Below are 15,418 nucleotides of genomic sequence, written 5' to 3' on the forward strand. Positions count from 1 at the left end.
GCCCACTCGATGGCCAGGGGTGGCTGACACACCCTTTGCTACGGCACCCGGGTGTCCCACCAACAGGTGTTGCGGTCGGTCGGGACGGTGGGACAGGGTGGGACACAGGTCAGAACAGCCAAGTGGGACAACGGTTATCCAGTGGGACAGGGGTTCTGACGTCCAAGTGGGACTTGCCGCGCGCGTGGCGGCCCCAGGGTGTGAGGGAGAGATCGCGTGGCAGGCCAATCCCCGACCGGTGACCCGCACCCGCCCGCCCGGCCCGCGCCGCCGGACCCGTCGACGGCGACCGACATCCCCGGCTTCGTCTCCAGACTGAACGAGCTCCGGGTGTGGGCGGGCCGCCCCGGCTACAAGAAGACGTTGCAGGCCATGGCGGACCGCACCCTCGGTCCCGGACAGCTGGCCGGGACCACGGTATGGCGGGTGCTGGAGAGCCGCCAGGACCTGGCGCTCATGCGCGAGCCACACCGGTTCGTCCGCGACCTGGTCACCGTCTTCGGCGCCGATCCCGCGCCGTGGCTGGACGTGCTGGCGCGCCTGCTACGCCCACGGACCGGCCGGCGCGCGCCGACTCCCGTCGGGCCCGGCGCCTCGCCGCACAGGAGATCCTGGCTCACCCGCAAAGTCACCGCCACGTGGTGGCCAGCCAGGTGGTCACCACGGCGGTGAGCAGGAGCCCGAGGTTGAGGCCGATCCGGCGGTCCCCACGCCGCAGATGCACGACGGTCGCGCCGAGTTGCAGGATCACGAACCCACCGGCCGCGGCCAGGGCCAGCCAGGGCGCGATGCCGGTCAGCGGCGGCAGGACCAACCCGATCGCGCCGAGCACCTCCAGCGCGCCGATGGTCCGCACGACCGGCATCGGTGTCCGGTCCACCCAGGCCATCATCGGCTGGAGCCGGTCGCGGCCGCGGAACAGCTTGAGCCAGCCCGCGTAGACGTAGAAGAAAGCCAGCAGGCCGGCCACGATCCAGTACGCGACGGTCATGACCCGGTGGCCGGCTCGGTGGCGTACCGGCGCATGGTGGCGAGGTGCGCCTCGGGTGTCATCGCCCGGCCGTCGGCGGACAGGTCCCGCAGGTCGCGGAAGTACCGCACGTACCGGTCCGGGGTGAACGTGCTCAGCATGACCACCGGCTGGTCGGTGATGTTGGCGAAGGTGTGCGGGGCCCCGGGCGGGACCATCACCAGCGTGCCCGGCGGCGCGTCGTGGTGCTGCTCGCCGACGGTGAACCGCAGCGTCCCGGACACGATGTAGAAACCCTCGTCGTGCTCGGCGTGGCGGTGTTGCGGTGGCCCGGGCGTGTGCGGCGGGATGCGGGACTCGGTGATCCCGAGCCGGTGTCCGGTGGTGCTGCCGTCCTCCAGGACACGCATCCGCGTTCCGCCAAGGACGATCACCTCGCCATCACCGGGGCCCACCACGGAGACGCTGGGTTTCGGGTCGTCGTTCATGCCACGATTCCACTGGCCGGCCGCCGCCGCTGTCCAAGACCCATCCGGTGTTCTCGATACCGTACGGGTATCGTCGCAGCTATGGAGCTTCGTACGCTGCGCTATTTCGTGGCCGTCGCCGAGGAGCTCCATTTCGGCCGCGCCGCCGGCCGGCTGCACATGAGCCAGCCACCGCTGAGCCGGGCGATCAAGCAGCTGGAGACCGAGGTCGGCGCCGCGCTGTTGCACCGGTCCCCAGCAGGCGTCACGCTCACCCCGGTCGGCGCGGTGCTGCTCGACGAGGCACGCGCCCTGCTCGACCACGCCGACCGGGCACGCCTGCGCGTGGCCACCGCGGCCGGCGTGGCGAGCATCACCGTCGGCATCCTGGGCGACAGCGCCGATCCGGACGTGGTCCGGCTCGCCGACGCCTACCGCCGCGAACACCCGCACGCCGAGATCCACATCCGCGAGACCGACCTGACCGACCCCACCTGCGGTCTGCGTGCCGGGGCGGTGGACATCGCCCTGACCAGAGGACCGTTCGACGAGACCGGCCTGGCCGTACGGGAACTACGCGCCGACCCGGTCGGCGCCCTGCTGCGCGCCGACGACCCGCTGGCCAACCATCAGCGCCTGACCCTGGCCGACCTGGCGGACCGCCGTTGGTTCCGGTTCCCGGAGGGCACCGACCCGCGGTGGCAGTCCTACTGGAACGGTGGGCGGACCAGAGCTGGCCCGGTGGTGCGCGCGGTCCAGGAATGCCAGCAGGCCGTTCTGTGGAGCGGCACCATCGGCATGACCCCACTGGCCCACGTGCCCCCGGCGGGACTCACCGTCGTGCCGGTGGTCGACATGCCTGCCAGCCACGTCCTGCTGGCCTGGAAGAAGAACGGCAGCCACCCCCTGATCAAGTCCTTCGTCAGGCTCGCGACCACCGCCTACCGCGGCTGACACTCAGGTCAGCGTGATCTCCACGCGGTGGTGGCCGGTCAGGGTGGCCGGCACGGCGTGGTCTGCCCGCGCCACACCGTCCACAGTGAACGCCGTGACCCGGGTGCCCGCACCGGTGACCGTCACCTCCATGGTCAGCCCGCGATGGGCGAAGCCGGACAGCCGGAGCCTGGGGAACCCGGCGGGCACCACCGGCCGGAAGCGGATCTCGTTGCCGTCGAAGGACATCCCGAACAGTCCATAGTGGACCAGCGCGAGATAGCCGGCCGCGCTCCACAACTGGCGGGCCGACCCGTCCGGCCGACCGGTGTCCTGGCGGTAGAACTCGTGGAAGGTCGCCGCGTTGCCGGCCAGTTCGGTCAGGGCCGCCAACTCGGCCGCGAACACCTCGACGGCACCCCGGCTGGCCGCCGCCCAACCCCAGTAACCCTGCACGAACGGCCACACCGTCCCGTTGTGGTAGTGGTACTCGTCGCGCCACAGCCACGGCCCCCACACCGGGAACCTCGGCCACAGACACGGCAGCCCGTGGCGCGTCGGGGTCACCGTCCGGAAGACCGCCGCCGCGGTCTCGTCGTCGGCCACGCCCCACAGCAGGGCCAGCGCGGTGCCCAGACCCTCCCACCGGTCCGAACCCTCGTAGTAGGCGTAGTGACCGCGCTCGGGCAACCACAGCCGCTCGTTGATCGCCCGCCGCGAGGCCGCGGCCCGGTCCGCGAACGGCGCCGGGTCCTCGCCAAGCAGCACCGCCGCCCGCGCCGCCAGGGCGTACCCGCGGTGGTGCAGCACGTTGGTGCTCAACGCCGAGGTCGCCCCGACCGCCCGGCCACGGAACGCGAACCGCGGCGGATAGCCGCTGTTGGACTCCATAAAACTGGCACACCCACGGAACAGCCCGCCGTCGAAGACCTCCCGCTCCGCGCGCGCCAGGCTCGCCCTGGTCACCCCGTGGCTCCAGCGCAGGAACTCCAGATCACCGGTGGCGACATAGCAGGCCCAGGCGCCGACCGCGCCGACGATGGCGTCACTCAGGTTCGGCCACCCGCCGAAATGGGCCGACCGGTCCTGGGTCCACGTCGCGCTGGCGCCGCCGACGGCCCGCATCGTCGCCAGCGACACCGCGGGATGGGTCAGCCCGGCGCCAAGATCGATCGCGTACGCGGCGTCGCGCACCCACACCGTCGGCCAGGACTCCCCGGCCACGAACAGCCCGCCGGACACGCTCGCCGCCACGTCCCGCGTCGCCTTGGCGTAGGCCGCGTCGTAGTCCGCCCGCCCGGAGTCGAGCCTGGATACCGCCACACGGGCCACGGTACCCAGGCCACGCGTCGAGGTCGGTGTTACGTGGCTTCCATACTCCTGGTAACACGGCGAAAACTTGCCGTCATCATTCGAGGGCATTGCGGCAACAGGATCTTTGTAGCGTCGGTGGCCGTGCATACGGATTCGTCGACCGATGAGTATACCGGCCCGACCGGCGGCTCCCGAACCGAGCGAGTGCACCAACGCCTGCGCGATGACGTGCTCAGCGGCCGCATCACCCCGCGAACCCGGCTCGCGGAAGGACCGTTGGCCCGCCAGCACCGGGTGTCCCGCACTCCCGTGCGTGAGGCACTCACCCGGCTGGCCGCCGACGGGCTGATCGAGCGGCGCGACGGCGCCTTCTTCGTCGTGGTGCCCAACCTCGACGAGCTCCGTGACCTCTACGAGCTCCAGGTGACCCTGGAACTGCGGGGCATCACGAGGGCGATCGAGAACCCCTCGGTCCGCCACGACCACGAAACCCTTGCCATCGAACGTGATCGGTGGCGCGAGCTGGCCGCACACCCACCGCACCCGGACCCGGACTTCGTGCTGCGCGACGAGAGCTTCCACACCGAGCTGTCCCGTGCGGCCGGCAACCCCGCCCTGACCGAGGCGCTCAGATCGGTCAACCAGAAGGTTCGCCGCGTACGCCGATACGACTTCCTGACCCAGGACCGCATCGCGGCGACCAGCCGCGAACACCTCGAGATCACCGAACTCACCCTGGCCGGCGACCTCGACCAGGCCTACGTCGCGCTCTACGAACACCTCGGGGCGTCGACCGACGCCGTGCGGCAACGCGCGGAACAGGCGCTGACCCGGATGGCGCTGCACAACGGAGTGTGGTGAACACCCAGCATTCCCTTCCCCCACGCTGAAAGGAACTGTCGTGAGACACCTTCTGCCAACCGTCGCGGTCGCGCTGTCGGCGACCCTCGTCCTCGCCGCCTGCGGCAGCCGGGTCGACGACGCCGGCTCCTCGTCCGGCGCCGCGTCGTGCCTGGACTCGTCCGGCGACTCGGTGAAGATCGGGTTCCTGAACTCGTTGTCCGGCACCATGGCCATCAGCGAGAAGACCGTCAGCGACTCGTTAGGCCTGGCCGCCAAGCAGATCAACGCCGAGGGTGGCGTGCTGGGCAAGCAACTGAGGGTGGTGCAGGAGGACGGCGCGTCCGAGCCCACGGTGTTCGCGGAGAAGGCGGAGAAGCTGATCAGCGCCGACTGCGTCGCCGCGGTCTTCGGCGGCTGGACCTCCTCCTCGCGCAAGGCGATGCTGCCGGTGTTCGAGGGCGCGAACTCGCTGCTGTTCTATCCCGTCCAGTACGAGGGCCTCGAGTCCTCGCCGAACATCTTCTACACCGGCGCGACCACCAACCAACAGATCGTGCCGGCACTGGACTACCTCAAGGAAACCGGTGTCACGTCCCTGTTCCTCGTCGGCTCCGACTACGTGTTCCCCCGCACCGCCAACAAGATCATCAAAGCGTACGCGGCGGCCAACGGCATCGAGATCACCGGCGAGGAGTACGCCCCACTGGGACACACCGACTTCTCGACCATCGTCAACAAGGTGCGCTCGGCCGGCGCTGGCGCGGTGTTCAACACCCTCAACGGCGACTCGAACGTCGCGTTCTTCAAGGAGTACCGCAACGCCGGCCTGACCGCGGCCGCCATGCCGGTCGTGTCGGTGTCCATCGCGGAGGAGGAGGTCGGCGGGATCGGCGTGGACAACCTCGTCGGCCAGCTCACCGCCTGGAACTACTACCAGACCATCGACACCCCGGTGAACAAGGCGTTCGTCGACGCGTTCACCGCCGAGTACGGCCAGGACCGGGTCACCTCCGACCCCATGGAGGCCGCCTACACCTCGCTGTTCCTGTGGAAGGCCATGGTGGAGAAGGCCAAGTCGTTCACCGCCGACGACGTGAAGAAGGCCGCGGACGGCGTCACCTTCGACGCGCCGGAAGGCACGGTCACCGTCAACGGCGACAACCACCACATCGCCAAGACCGCGCTGATCGGTGAGGTCGGCGCGGACGGCCTGATCCACACCGTGTGGCGCTCCAAGGCGCCGATCGAGCCCGACCCCTACCTCAGGACCTACGACTGGGGCGCGGACCTGTCCAGCTGAGCGGTTCCTCCACAAAGGACATCACGGTATGGAAGCCCTGGTCAACCAGCTGTTCGCCGGACTGTCGCTCGGCTCGGTGCTGCTGCTCGCCGCGCTCGGCCTCGCCCTCACCTTCGGCCAGATGGGCGTCATCAACATGGCGCACGGCGAGTTCATGATGGCCGGCGCCTACACCGCCTACGTCGTCGGGGAGGTGGTCACCGACGCCGGGGTCGCGCTGCTGCTGGCCATCCCCATCGGGTTCGTCGTCGGCGGCGTGCTCGGGGTCGTGCTGGAGGCGACCCTGCTGCGCCGGATGTACCACCGTCCACTCGACACGCTCCTGGTCACCTGGGGCGTCGCGCTGATCCTGCAACAGGCCGCCCGCGACATCTTCGGCGCGCCCAACGTCGACGTCCGCGCCCCGGACTGGCTGGCAGGCGGCGTCGACATCGGCGTCACCGAGGTCCCGGCCGCCCGGATCTTCATCCTGGCCCTGTCCGTCGCCGCCGTCGTCGGCCTGACCGTGCTGCTGCGCACGACCCCGCTCGGCCGCCGCATTCGTGGGGTGGTGCAGAACCGCGACCTCGCCGAGACGGCCGGCATCGACACCCGCGCCACCGACCGGTTCACCTTCTTCATCGGCTCCGGCCTGGCCGGGGTCGCCGGCGTGGCGCTCACCCTGCTCGGCTCGACCGGCCCGACCCTGGGCACCAACTACATCGTCGACGCGTTCCTGGTCGTGGTCGCCGGCGGGGTCGGCCAGATCAGGGGCGCGGTGATCGCGGCGTGCTGCCTTGGCCTGCTGCAGTCGGCCTTCGAGTACTCGACCACGGCGAGCATCGCGAAGGTACTGGTCTTCGTGGTGGTCGTGGTGTTCCTCCAACTCCGACCACAGGGCATCTTCACCGTCCGGACGAGGAGCCTGCTGTGACCACTGTCCTCAAAGGACCCCGGGGCGTGCTGCTCGGGTTCGTGCTCGGCGCGGTGCTGCTGCTGGCCGTCGCCCCCGCGGTGCTGTCGGACTTCCGGCTCACCCTGCTCGGCCGCTTCGTGTGCCTGGCGATCGTCGCGGTCGGCATCGGGCTGGCCTGGGGCCGGGGCGGCATGCTCACCCTCGGCCAGGGCGTGTTCTTCGGCCTTGGCGCCTACATCATGGCCATGCACATGAAACTCGACGACGCCGGTCCGGGTGGCGTGCCCGACTTCATGCGCCTCTACGGCTCCGGCGAGGTGCCCGGCTGGTGGGAGCCGTTCCGCTCGCCGGTGGTCACCGTGGCGGGGGTGGTGCTGGTCCCGGCGCTGGTGGCGTTCGCGTTGGGCAGCGCGGTGTTCCGCAGGCGGGTGCGCGGGGCCTACTTCGCCATCCTGTCCCAGGCTCTCGCGGCGGCGTTCGCGATCCTGCTCGTCGGCCAGCAGACCACCACCGGGGGCACCAACGGGCTCAACGGTTTCCGCTCGTTCTTCGGCTTCAACCTCTACGACCCGGTGAACAAGCGGATGCTGTTCTACATCGCCGCGGGCACCCTGCTGGTGCTGGTGCTCGTGGTCTGGCAGCTCTACCGCTCCCGCTACGGCGAACTCCTGGTCGCGGTGCGCGACCAGGAGGAACGGGTCCGGTTCCTCGGCTACGACCCGGCGACCGTCAAGACCGTCGCCTACGTGCTCGCCGCCGTGATGGCGAGCCTTGGCGGCGCGCTGTTCGTGCCGATCGTGGGCATCATCTCCCCGGCCAACGTCGGCGTGGTGCCCTCGATCGCGTTCCTCATCGGGGTCGCGATCGGCGGTCGCACGACCCTGTTCGGCCCCGCCCTCGGCGCCATCGCGGTCGCCTGGGCACAAACCACCCTGTCGGAGAGCTTCCCGTCGTTCTGGACCTACTTCCAGGGCGCGCTGTTCGTGCTCGTGGTCGCCTTCCTGCCCGGCGGACTGGCCTCGGTCGCCACCCTGGCCCGCCGGCATCGCACCCCGCCGCCCGCACCGGACCAGGCCACCCCCACCAAGCAGAAGGAGCCAGCCCCGTGAGTTTTACCGCCGACTACCTCGAGCTGTCCGACGTGCGGGTGACCTTCGACGGGTTCGCCGCCGTGGACGGCGTGACGATGACCGTGCTGCAGGGAGACCTGCGGTTCCTCATCGGCCCCAACGGCGCCGGCAAGACCACCCTGGTCGACGCGATCACCGGGCTCGTGCCGGCGACCGGCTCGGTCCGGTTCGGCCGCACCGAGCTGCTCGGCAAGAAGGTGCACCGGATCGCCCGGCTCGGCATCGGCCGCACCTTCCAGACCGCCAGCGTCTTCGAGGAGCTGACCGTGCTGCAGAACCTGGACATCGCCGCCGGCGCCGGCCGAGGCCCGCTGACCATGGTGCGCGCCCGCGCCGGCGTGCCCCCCGAGGTCGATGAGGCGATGGTGACCGTCGGCCTCACCTCGGCCAGGGACACCCAGGCGGGCACGCTCGCGCACGGGCAGAAGCAGTGGCTGGAGATCGGCATGCTGCTGGTGCAGAACGCCCGCGTGCTGCTGCTCGACGAGCCGGTGGCCGGCATGAGCGCGGAGGAACGCGCGGAGACCGGCCGGCTGCTGCACCGGGTCGGCGCCGCCCGGACGGTCATCGTTGTCGAGCACGACATGGACTTCATGCGCGCCTTCGCCGACTCGGTCACCGTGCTGCACGCCGGGAAGATCCTCAGCGAGGGCACGGTGGCCAACGTCCAGGCCGACCCGAAGGTCCAGCAGGTCTACCTCGGCACGACCGACAGGACGGTGAGCTGACGTGCTGACCACGACCGACCTGCACGTTGGCTACGGCAGGACCACCGTCGTGCACGGCGTGTCCGTCGAGGTCCCCGACAACGGGGTCGCGGCCGTGCTGGGACACAACGGCGCGGGCAAGACCACCCTGCTGCGGGCGGTGGTCGGCCTGCTCAGACCGACCGCCGGCCGGGTGCGCCTGGACGGCGAGGACATCACCCGGCTGCGCCCGAACGAACGGGTGCGGCGCGGGCTCGCCTACGTGCCGCAGGGCCAGCAGTGCTTCCCCCAGCTCACGACCGAGGAGAACCTGCGACTGGTCGCCGACACCCAGCGGTCCGGCCGGGCCGCCGTCGACGAGGTGCTCGACCTGTTCCCGGCGCTCACCGGCCTGCTCGCACGCCGGGCCGGCCTGCTCTCCGGTGGTCAACGCCAGCAACTGGCCATCGCGCGGGCCCTGATCACCCGACCCCGGGTGCTGGTCCTCGACGAGCCGACCGAGGGCATCCAACCGTCGGTGGTGGCCGACATCGAGGCGACGATCCTGTCGCTGACCGGCCGCGGCGGGATGTCGGTCCTGCTGGTCGAGCAGCATGTCGGCTTCGCGCTGGCCGCCGCCGACCACTACTACGTCCTGCACGCCGGCACCGTCACCTCCTCGGGCGCGGGCGGCACCGAGGCCCACGACACCGTGCGCACGGCGATGGCCATCTGACCGTCGGTAACGGGTCGGCGCGGGCCCGGGCTGCGCCGATCGCCGTAACCGTGTATGCTCAATCTTGGTCGTTAGTTTTGTGTTCGTGTATCATGCGCGCTCGCGAAACATTTGTTGCGGGCGTTCGCGTTTCTCCAGGTTGGTTGGAGCAAATCCCGTCGCAGACAACCCGGTTCGCCGTGACCACGGTGTTCCGTAACCCAACCTGTTGAGGAGAAAAATATGGCTCAGGGCGTTGTGAAGTGGTTCAACTCCGAAAAGGGCTTTGGTTTCATCGCCCCGGACGACGGCACCGCTGACGTCTTCGTGCACTACTCGGAGATCCAGGGCAACGGCTTCAAGTCGCTCGAGGAGAACCAGCGCGTGCAGTTCGATGTCGGCCAGGGCCAGAAGGGCCCGCAGGCGACCGGCGTCACCGCCATCTGATTCTGGTCCGGGCCACGCCCGGACCCGCGTTACCTGCCGCCGGCAGGCCCCCGCGTCGAGCGGGGGTCTGCCGGTTTCGGCGTTCCGGATGCTACCGTCAAATAGAACACGTTCTACTTGACGGGGTGCACATGAGGTTCGGGATCGTGCTGTTCACCAGCGACCGAGGCATCACGCCCGCCGCGTGCGCCAAGGCCGCAGAGGACGCCGGCTTCTACTCGTTCTACGTGCCGGAACACACCCACATCCCGGTCCGCCGGGACGCCGCGCACCCGCACACCGGCAGCGCCGACCTGCCGGACGACCGGTACCTGCGCACGCTGGACCCCTGGGTGTCCCTCGCGACGGCCGCCGCGGCCACCTCGTCGATCCGCCTGGCCACCGCCGTCGCGCTGCCGGTGGAGTCCGACCCGATCACCCTGGCCAAGACGGTCGCGACCCTGGACTTCCTGTCCGGCGGCCGGGTCACCCTGGGCGCCGGGTTCGGCTGGAACACCGACGAGCTGGCCGACCACGGCATCCCCGCCCGGTTCCGGTACACCGCGCTGCGCGAGTACGTGGCGGCGATGCGCGCGCTGTGGACCGAGGACGTCGCCTCCTACGAGGGCAGGTTCGTGTCCTTCGGCGGCAGCTGGGCCTACCCCAAGCCGGTGCAGGACCACATCCCCGTCCTGATCGGCGCCGGCGGCACGGACCGAACCTTCACCTGGCTCGCGGCGAACGCGGACGGCTGGATCACCACCCCGTACGAGACCGACCTCGACGAGCGGATCCAGCTGCTGCACAAACACTGGTCCGCGGCCGGTCGTCCTGGCGCGCCCTACGTCGTCGCGCTTGGCGGCCGCGCCGACCCCGACCGGGTCGCCCACCTGGCCTCGCTTGGCGTGGCCGAAGTGGTCATCGGCGTGCCGGACAAGGACGAGGACGCGGTGCTGGCGTTCATCGCCAAGATGGGCGCGCGGCTCGGACTCGGTTGAGCCCCTCGGCTCGCCAGTGGTCCCGGTCGGGAAACTGGTCGTCCCGCCGCCAGCGCCACGTCGAGAACAACGCCCACACCAGCGCGCGGCACCGGCGAACCAGCTCGGGGTCGGCGTTTGGACAGTGCGCGGCCACCTCGTCGGGGGCATGGGCGAGATCGAACTCGACCGGCCCCCGGCAGCAGGTCGCGAGATCCACGAACAGCGGCCCGCGTCGCGTGTTGAGCAGGTTCCCCGGATGCGGCTCGCCGTGCAACAGCTGCTCGCCGCCGATCGTGGCGCTCAGCGTCCGGAGGGTGTCGCCGAGAAACTCCCGGTCGGCGTCGGGTAGCGCCGGCGTCCGCTGCCGGTCGCCCACCTCGCGCAGCGCCCCACCGATCCGCTCGGTGACATGCGGGGCCGCCAGCTCGACCCCGCGCAGGGCGGCATGGTGGCGGGCGAGCGCGTCCACGTAATCGGCCGGCGCGACCGCCGATCCCACCGGCTCGTAGTAGGTCCAGAGCGAGAGCACGAAACCGGCCCGCGGCCACACCCGCGGTTCGACCCGAGGATCAAGCTCCGCCACCGGCCCGCCGACCTCGGCGACCCGGCGCGCGACCGCCACCTCGAACTCGAAGCCGGCACGATGCGTCGCCGGCCCGACCCGGACAAGAACGTCGCAGGGCACCAACCGCACCACGACACGATCGGAGTTGTGGATGACGACCGCGTCGTCGACCTGAAGGCCCAGCGCGGAAACGGTCGCCCTGCCGGCCTCGACCGCGCGCCGGACCTCCGATGCCTCCATGCCGTCATCGTGGCACAGGGGTCAAAGCGGGTTTCGGTGCCGCGCGGGGCAGAAATCCGGGGGACCGGTCCCATGCCGGCGGCAGTACGGTGCGCGCCGACACTCCAGGGACAGGGGTGTCGCGACTGGGGTGACCTGTCGCTTTTGGTGTGCCCAAAGGAGGTTACGCATGCGTCTACAGCGAGCTGGTCTCGCGATTCTGCCCGTGGTGCTCGCGGTCGGACTGGTGGGGGTCGCCGATCCGGTCGCGGTGGCGGCGGGTTCCCCGTTGCCGGTCACCGGTGTGGTGGCCAGTGCCGATGATGGCAACGTCCCGGCGAACACCCTCGACGGTGACCTGAGCACCCGCTGGTCGGCAGAAGGCGACGGGGTGTGGATCCGGTACGACCTCGGCTCGGCGCAGACCATCGGTTCGGTCTCGCTCGCCTGGCACAACGGGAACAGCAGACGCACGACCTTCGACGTGCAGCTGTCCGACGACGCCTCGTCGTGGACCACCGTCCTCAGTAGACAGATCAGCAACGGCACCTCACTCCAGCCGCAGAACTACGACTTCCCCGACGCCGCCAGCCGGTACCTGCGCGTCGTCGGCTACGGCAACACGTTCAACGACTGGACCAGCATCACCGAGACCACCGTCAACGGTGTCGGCGAGGAGGAGCCTGGCGACCAGACCGAGGCCGCGGTGCGCTACGGCTGGGGCACCCCACTGCCGATCTCCGACGAGTTCAACTACACCGGCTCGGTCGACCGGACGAAGTGGGGTGTGCCAAGCGGCAACGTTGGCGGCACGGCCGGCTGCTGGGAAGGACACAGCGGCAACGGACGTCGCTGCGCCAAGAACAGCACGGTGGCCGACGGCATCATGACCATGCGCGGGGAAGCCAACGGCGACACCGGGTGGCTGGAACAGGAGCTGAACCGCCAGTACGGCCGGTGGGAGATCCGCTCCCGCTCCCGCAACCTCGGCACCTCCGGCGAGCCCTACCACGTGCTGCACCTCATCTGGCCGACCTCGGGCAAACGCCTGGAGGACGGCGAGTACGACTGGGTGGAGTACTCCGACCCCGACGCCCAGTGCCTGGAGGGGTTCCTGCACTACCCGGACAGCCCGTCGGACAAGAAGGAGCACGAGGAGACCTGCCCGGTCGACATGACCCAGTGGCACAACTTCGCGTTCGAGTGGACCTCCGAAGCCCTGGTCGGCTATGTCGACGGCGTGGAGTGGTTCCGCCTGTCCGGCGGCGCGAACTCCGACCGGGGCGACATCCAGGACATGCCGTCGGGCCACCTCAACATCCAGCTCGACAACTTCGAGGGCAGCAGCGGTCTGCGCCCTGCGGTCTTCGAGGTCGACTGGGTCCGCGTCTACGACTGACTTTCCGCTCAGCACCAACGAGAAGTGAGGATCGATGAAACGAGCTAGTCTTGCGGTGATGGCCGTGGCACTCGCCGCCGGAATGGTGGGCGTCGCCGACACGGTCGCGGTTGCCGCAGGTTCTCCGTTACCGATCTCCGGGGTGACCGCCAGCGGCGACGACGGCAACGTGCCGGCCAACACCCTGGACCAGGACCTGACCACCCGCTGGTCGGACGAGGGCGACGGGGTGTGGATCCGCTACGACCTCGGCGCGGCCCAGACCGTCGGGTCGGTGTCGCTGGCCTGGCACCAGGGCAACACCAGGGCCTCCAGCTTCGAGGTCCAGCTGTCCGGTGACGGGTCGTCGTGGACCACCGTGGTTGCCAGGAAGAACAGCAGCGGCGGCACCCTGCAACTGGAGAACCACGACTTCGCCGACGCCTCCGCGCGCTACGTCCGCGTTCTCGGCTACGGCAACCCGGTCAACGACTGGACCAGCATCACCGAGGCCACCGTCAACGGGGCCGACGGCGGTGGCGGCGGGGGAGACTGCGACTACCCGGCCGACGTGCTGAACCTGCAGAACTGGTACATCGGGCTGCCCATCGGCGACGAGGAGAGCCCGCTCAACATCGAGCAGCCGGACCTGGCCACGTACTCGATCGACCCGTGGTTCCGCGCCACCGACGACTGCGCGGCGGTCCAGTTCCGGGCCCCGGTCAACGGGGTGACCACCAGCGGCTCCAGCTACCCGCGCTCCGAACTGCGGGAGATGACCGACTCTGGGCAGACGAAGGCCAGTTGGTCGTCGACCTCGGGCACGCACACGATGGAGATCGACCAGGCCATCACCGCGCTGCCCAACGAACGGCGCAACATCGTCGCCGGCCAGATCCACGACGCCAACGACGACATCTCGGTGTTCCGGCTGGAGGGCAGCAAGCTCTACATCACCGACGAGAACGAGAAGCACACGCTCATCGACGAGAACTACGAGGTCGGTGACCGGTTCCGGGCGAAGTTCGAGGTCAGTGACGGAAAGATCAGGGCATACTACAACGGTTCGCTGAAGGCCACGCTCTCCAAGAGCTTCACCGGCGGCTACTTCAAGGCCGGCGCGTACACCCAGGCCAACTGCGAGTACTCATCGCCGTGCAGCGCAAGCAACTACGGCGAGGTGAAGATCTACGGGCTGACCGTGACCCACTCCGGTGACGAGAACCCCGCCCCCGGCCAGACCGTGCCGGTGGCCAACTCGTCACAGCTGCAGAGCGCGCTCGGTGCCGCGAAGGCGGGCGACCGGATCGTGCTGGCCGACGGCAACTACACGATCAACAAGATGTCCGGCAAGAACGGCACGGCCAGCAAGCCGATCACCGTGGTCGCGGCCAACCGTGGCCGCGCGGTGATCAACGACGGTCAGCTGGAGGTGGCGAGCTCCTCGTACGTGACGTTCGAAGGTCTGAAGTGGACGAACAGCGACACGTTGAAGATCACCAGCTCGAACAACGTGCGGCTGACCAGGAACCACTTTCGGCTGACCGAGGAGGATTCCTCGCTGAAGTGGGTGATCATCCAGGGGGAGAACAGCCACCACAACCGGATCGACCACAACCTGTTCGAGGAGAAGCACAAGCTGGGCAACTTCATCACCATCGACGGCTCGGAAACCCAGCAGTCCCAGCATGATCTGATCGACCACAACCACTTCCGCAACATCGGCCCCCGCGCGGAGAACGAGATGGAGGCCATCCGGGTCGGCTGGAGCGAGATCTCGGAGTCGAACGGGTTCACCGTGATCGAGTCGAACCTGTTCGAGAACTGCGACGGCGACCCCGAGATCATCTCCGTGAAGAGCAACGACAACATCGTCCGCTACAACACCTTCCTCACCTCACAGGGCACGTTGTCGCACCGGCACGGCAACCGGGGCACGTTCCACGGCAACTTCTTCCTCGGTGAGGGGAAGTCGGGCACCGGCGGGATCCGGATCTACGGCCAGGACCACAAGATCTACAACAACCACTTCGAGGGCCTGACCGGCACCGGCTACGACGCCGCGCTGCAACTCGACGGCGGCGACGTGGACACCTCGGGCGCGCTCAACGCCCACTGGCGGGTCTACCGGGCAACGGTGGTGAACAACACCTTCGTCGACAACACCTCCAACATCGAGATCGGCGCCAACTACAAACACGCGCCGGTCGACTCGACCGTCGCCAACAACGTGGTCACCGGCAGCAAGGGCAAGTTGTTCAACGAACTCAAGACGCCGGTGAACCTGACCTACGCCGGAAACATCGCCTGGCCGCTCGGCTCGGCGACCGTCGGCGTCACCGGCATCCGGTCGGCTGACCCGCTGCTGGCCCCCGACGGGTCAGTCCACCGGTTGGGCGCGGGCAGTCCCGCGATCGACGCGGGGACCGGCAGTCACTCGTTCGTCACCGACGACATGGACGGCCAGGCCCGCGCCGGCGGCGCGGATGTCGGCGCGGACGAGCGGTCCTCGGCCGCGGTCACCCGCGGCCCACTGACCGCGACCGACGTCGGACCGGACGCGGACTAGGAAAACGCGAGGCCCGGTGGCACGCGCG

At 69.5% G+C, this 15,418-nt stretch carries 16 protein-coding genes; 12 read left to right on the top strand and 4 right to left on the bottom strand.

The window, feature by feature from the left end:
* Positions 1 to 216: 216 nt before the first annotated feature.
* Entirely contained in the window at positions 217 to 672 is a 456-nt protein-coding gene (locus ACYVIP_RS25755) for a hypothetical protein (RefSeq protein WP_460400737.1), read from the top strand.
* On the opposite strand, the gene ACYVIP_RS25760 is transcribed toward ACYVIP_RS25755, so the two are convergent.
* Both ACYVIP_RS25760 and ACYVIP_RS25765 read right to left on the bottom strand, forming a co-directional pair.
* Complete coding sequence (locus ACYVIP_RS25760; protein WP_460400739.1) at positions 629 to 991, bottom strand: DoxX family protein; 363 nt, start codon at positions 989 to 991, stop codon at positions 629 to 631. The two genes, ACYVIP_RS25755 and ACYVIP_RS25760, sit on opposite strands and share 44 nt — an antisense overlap.
* A complete protein-coding gene (locus ACYVIP_RS25765) occupies positions 988 to 1,458 on the bottom strand; it encodes a cupin domain-containing protein (protein WP_460400741.1) in 471 nt (156 codons plus the stop codon). Before ACYVIP_RS25765 ends, ACYVIP_RS25760 begins: the two co-directional genes overlap by 4 nt.
* A gap of 81 nt (positions 1,459 to 1,539) precedes the next feature.
* On the opposite strand from ACYVIP_RS25765, the gene ACYVIP_RS25770 reads away from it, so the two are divergent.
* Complete coding sequence (locus tag ACYVIP_RS25770) at positions 1,540 to 2,391, top strand: LysR family transcriptional regulator (RefSeq protein ID WP_460400743.1); 852 nt, start codon at positions 1,540 to 1,542, stop codon at positions 2,389 to 2,391.
* 3 nt (positions 2,392 to 2,394) lie between these two features.
* On the opposite strand, the gene ACYVIP_RS25775 is transcribed toward ACYVIP_RS25770, so the two are convergent.
* Positions 2,395 to 3,693, bottom strand: a complete 1,299-nt coding sequence (locus tag ACYVIP_RS25775; RefSeq protein ID WP_460400745.1) for an MGH1-like glycoside hydrolase domain-containing protein — start codon at positions 3,691 to 3,693, stop codon at positions 2,395 to 2,397.
* Positions 3,694 to 3,825: 132 nt separating this feature from the next.
* Here ACYVIP_RS25775 and ACYVIP_RS25780 point away from each other — a divergent pair, with 132 nt between their 5' ends.
* From ACYVIP_RS25780 to ACYVIP_RS25815, 8 genes are all read left to right on the top strand, one after another.
* Positions 3,826 to 4,545: a GntR family transcriptional regulator gene (locus ACYVIP_RS25780; protein ID WP_460400747.1), complete on the top strand. Its 720-nt coding sequence runs from the start codon at positions 3,826 to 3,828 to the stop codon at positions 4,543 to 4,545.
* Positions 4,546 to 4,585: 40 nt separating this feature from the next.
* Positions 4,586 to 5,827, top strand: coding sequence for an urea ABC transporter substrate-binding protein (gene urtA, locus ACYVIP_RS25785; RefSeq protein ID WP_460400749.1), 1,242 nt, complete (start codon positions 4,586 to 4,588; stop codon positions 5,825 to 5,827).
* Positions 5,828 to 5,855: 28 nt separating this feature from the next.
* Positions 5,856 to 6,740 carry an urea ABC transporter permease subunit UrtB gene (gene urtB / locus ACYVIP_RS25790; RefSeq protein ID WP_460400751.1) on the top strand — a complete coding sequence of 295 codons (885 nt, stop codon included), beginning with the start codon at positions 5,856 to 5,858 and terminating at the stop codon, positions 6,738 to 6,740.
* Positions 6,737 to 7,831: an urea ABC transporter permease subunit UrtC gene (urtC, locus tag ACYVIP_RS25795; protein WP_460400753.1), complete on the top strand. Its 1,095-nt coding sequence runs from the start codon at positions 6,737 to 6,739 to the stop codon at positions 7,829 to 7,831. Before urtB ends, urtC begins: the two co-directional genes overlap by 4 nt.
* Entirely contained in the window at positions 7,828 to 8,580 is a 753-nt protein-coding gene (gene urtD / locus ACYVIP_RS25800) for an urea ABC transporter ATP-binding protein UrtD (protein ID WP_460400755.1), read from the top strand. Before urtC ends, urtD begins: the two co-directional genes overlap by 4 nt.
* A 1-nt stretch (position 8,581) precedes the next feature.
* Positions 8,582 to 9,274, top strand: coding sequence for an urea ABC transporter ATP-binding subunit UrtE (urtE, locus tag ACYVIP_RS25805; protein WP_460400757.1), 693 nt, complete (start codon positions 8,582 to 8,584; stop codon positions 9,272 to 9,274).
* A 222-nt stretch (positions 9,275 to 9,496) separates the two neighbouring features.
* On the top strand, positions 9,497 to 9,700 hold the full coding sequence (locus ACYVIP_RS25810) for a cold-shock protein (protein WP_460400759.1): 204 nt from the start codon (positions 9,497 to 9,499) through the stop codon (positions 9,698 to 9,700).
* Between the two features lie 131 nt (positions 9,701 to 9,831).
* Positions 9,832 to 10,677, top strand: a complete 846-nt coding sequence (locus ACYVIP_RS25815; protein ID WP_460400761.1) for a TIGR03619 family F420-dependent LLM class oxidoreductase — start codon at positions 9,832 to 9,834, stop codon at positions 10,675 to 10,677.
* On the opposite strand, the gene ACYVIP_RS25820 is transcribed toward ACYVIP_RS25815, so the two are convergent.
* Positions 10,640 to 11,464: a phosphotransferase gene (locus tag ACYVIP_RS25820; RefSeq protein WP_460400763.1), complete on the bottom strand. Its 825-nt coding sequence runs from the start codon at positions 11,462 to 11,464 to the stop codon at positions 10,640 to 10,642. The genes ACYVIP_RS25815 and ACYVIP_RS25820 overlap by 38 nt on opposite strands.
* A gap of 169 nt (positions 11,465 to 11,633) precedes the next feature.
* Between ACYVIP_RS25820 and ACYVIP_RS25825 the strand changes: the two genes are divergently transcribed.
* Positions 11,634 to 12,842, top strand: a complete 1,209-nt coding sequence (locus ACYVIP_RS25825; RefSeq protein WP_460400765.1) for a discoidin domain-containing protein — start codon at positions 11,634 to 11,636, stop codon at positions 12,840 to 12,842.
* Positions 12,843 to 12,900: 58 nt separating this feature from the next.
* Positions 12,901 to 15,390, top strand: a complete 2,490-nt coding sequence (locus ACYVIP_RS25830) for a chondroitinase-B domain-containing protein (RefSeq protein WP_460400767.1) — start codon at positions 12,901 to 12,903, stop codon at positions 15,388 to 15,390.
* The last annotated feature ends 28 nt before the right edge of the window (positions 15,391 to 15,418 follow it).

The sequence above is a fragment of the Actinophytocola sediminis genome (assembly GCF_054779715.1).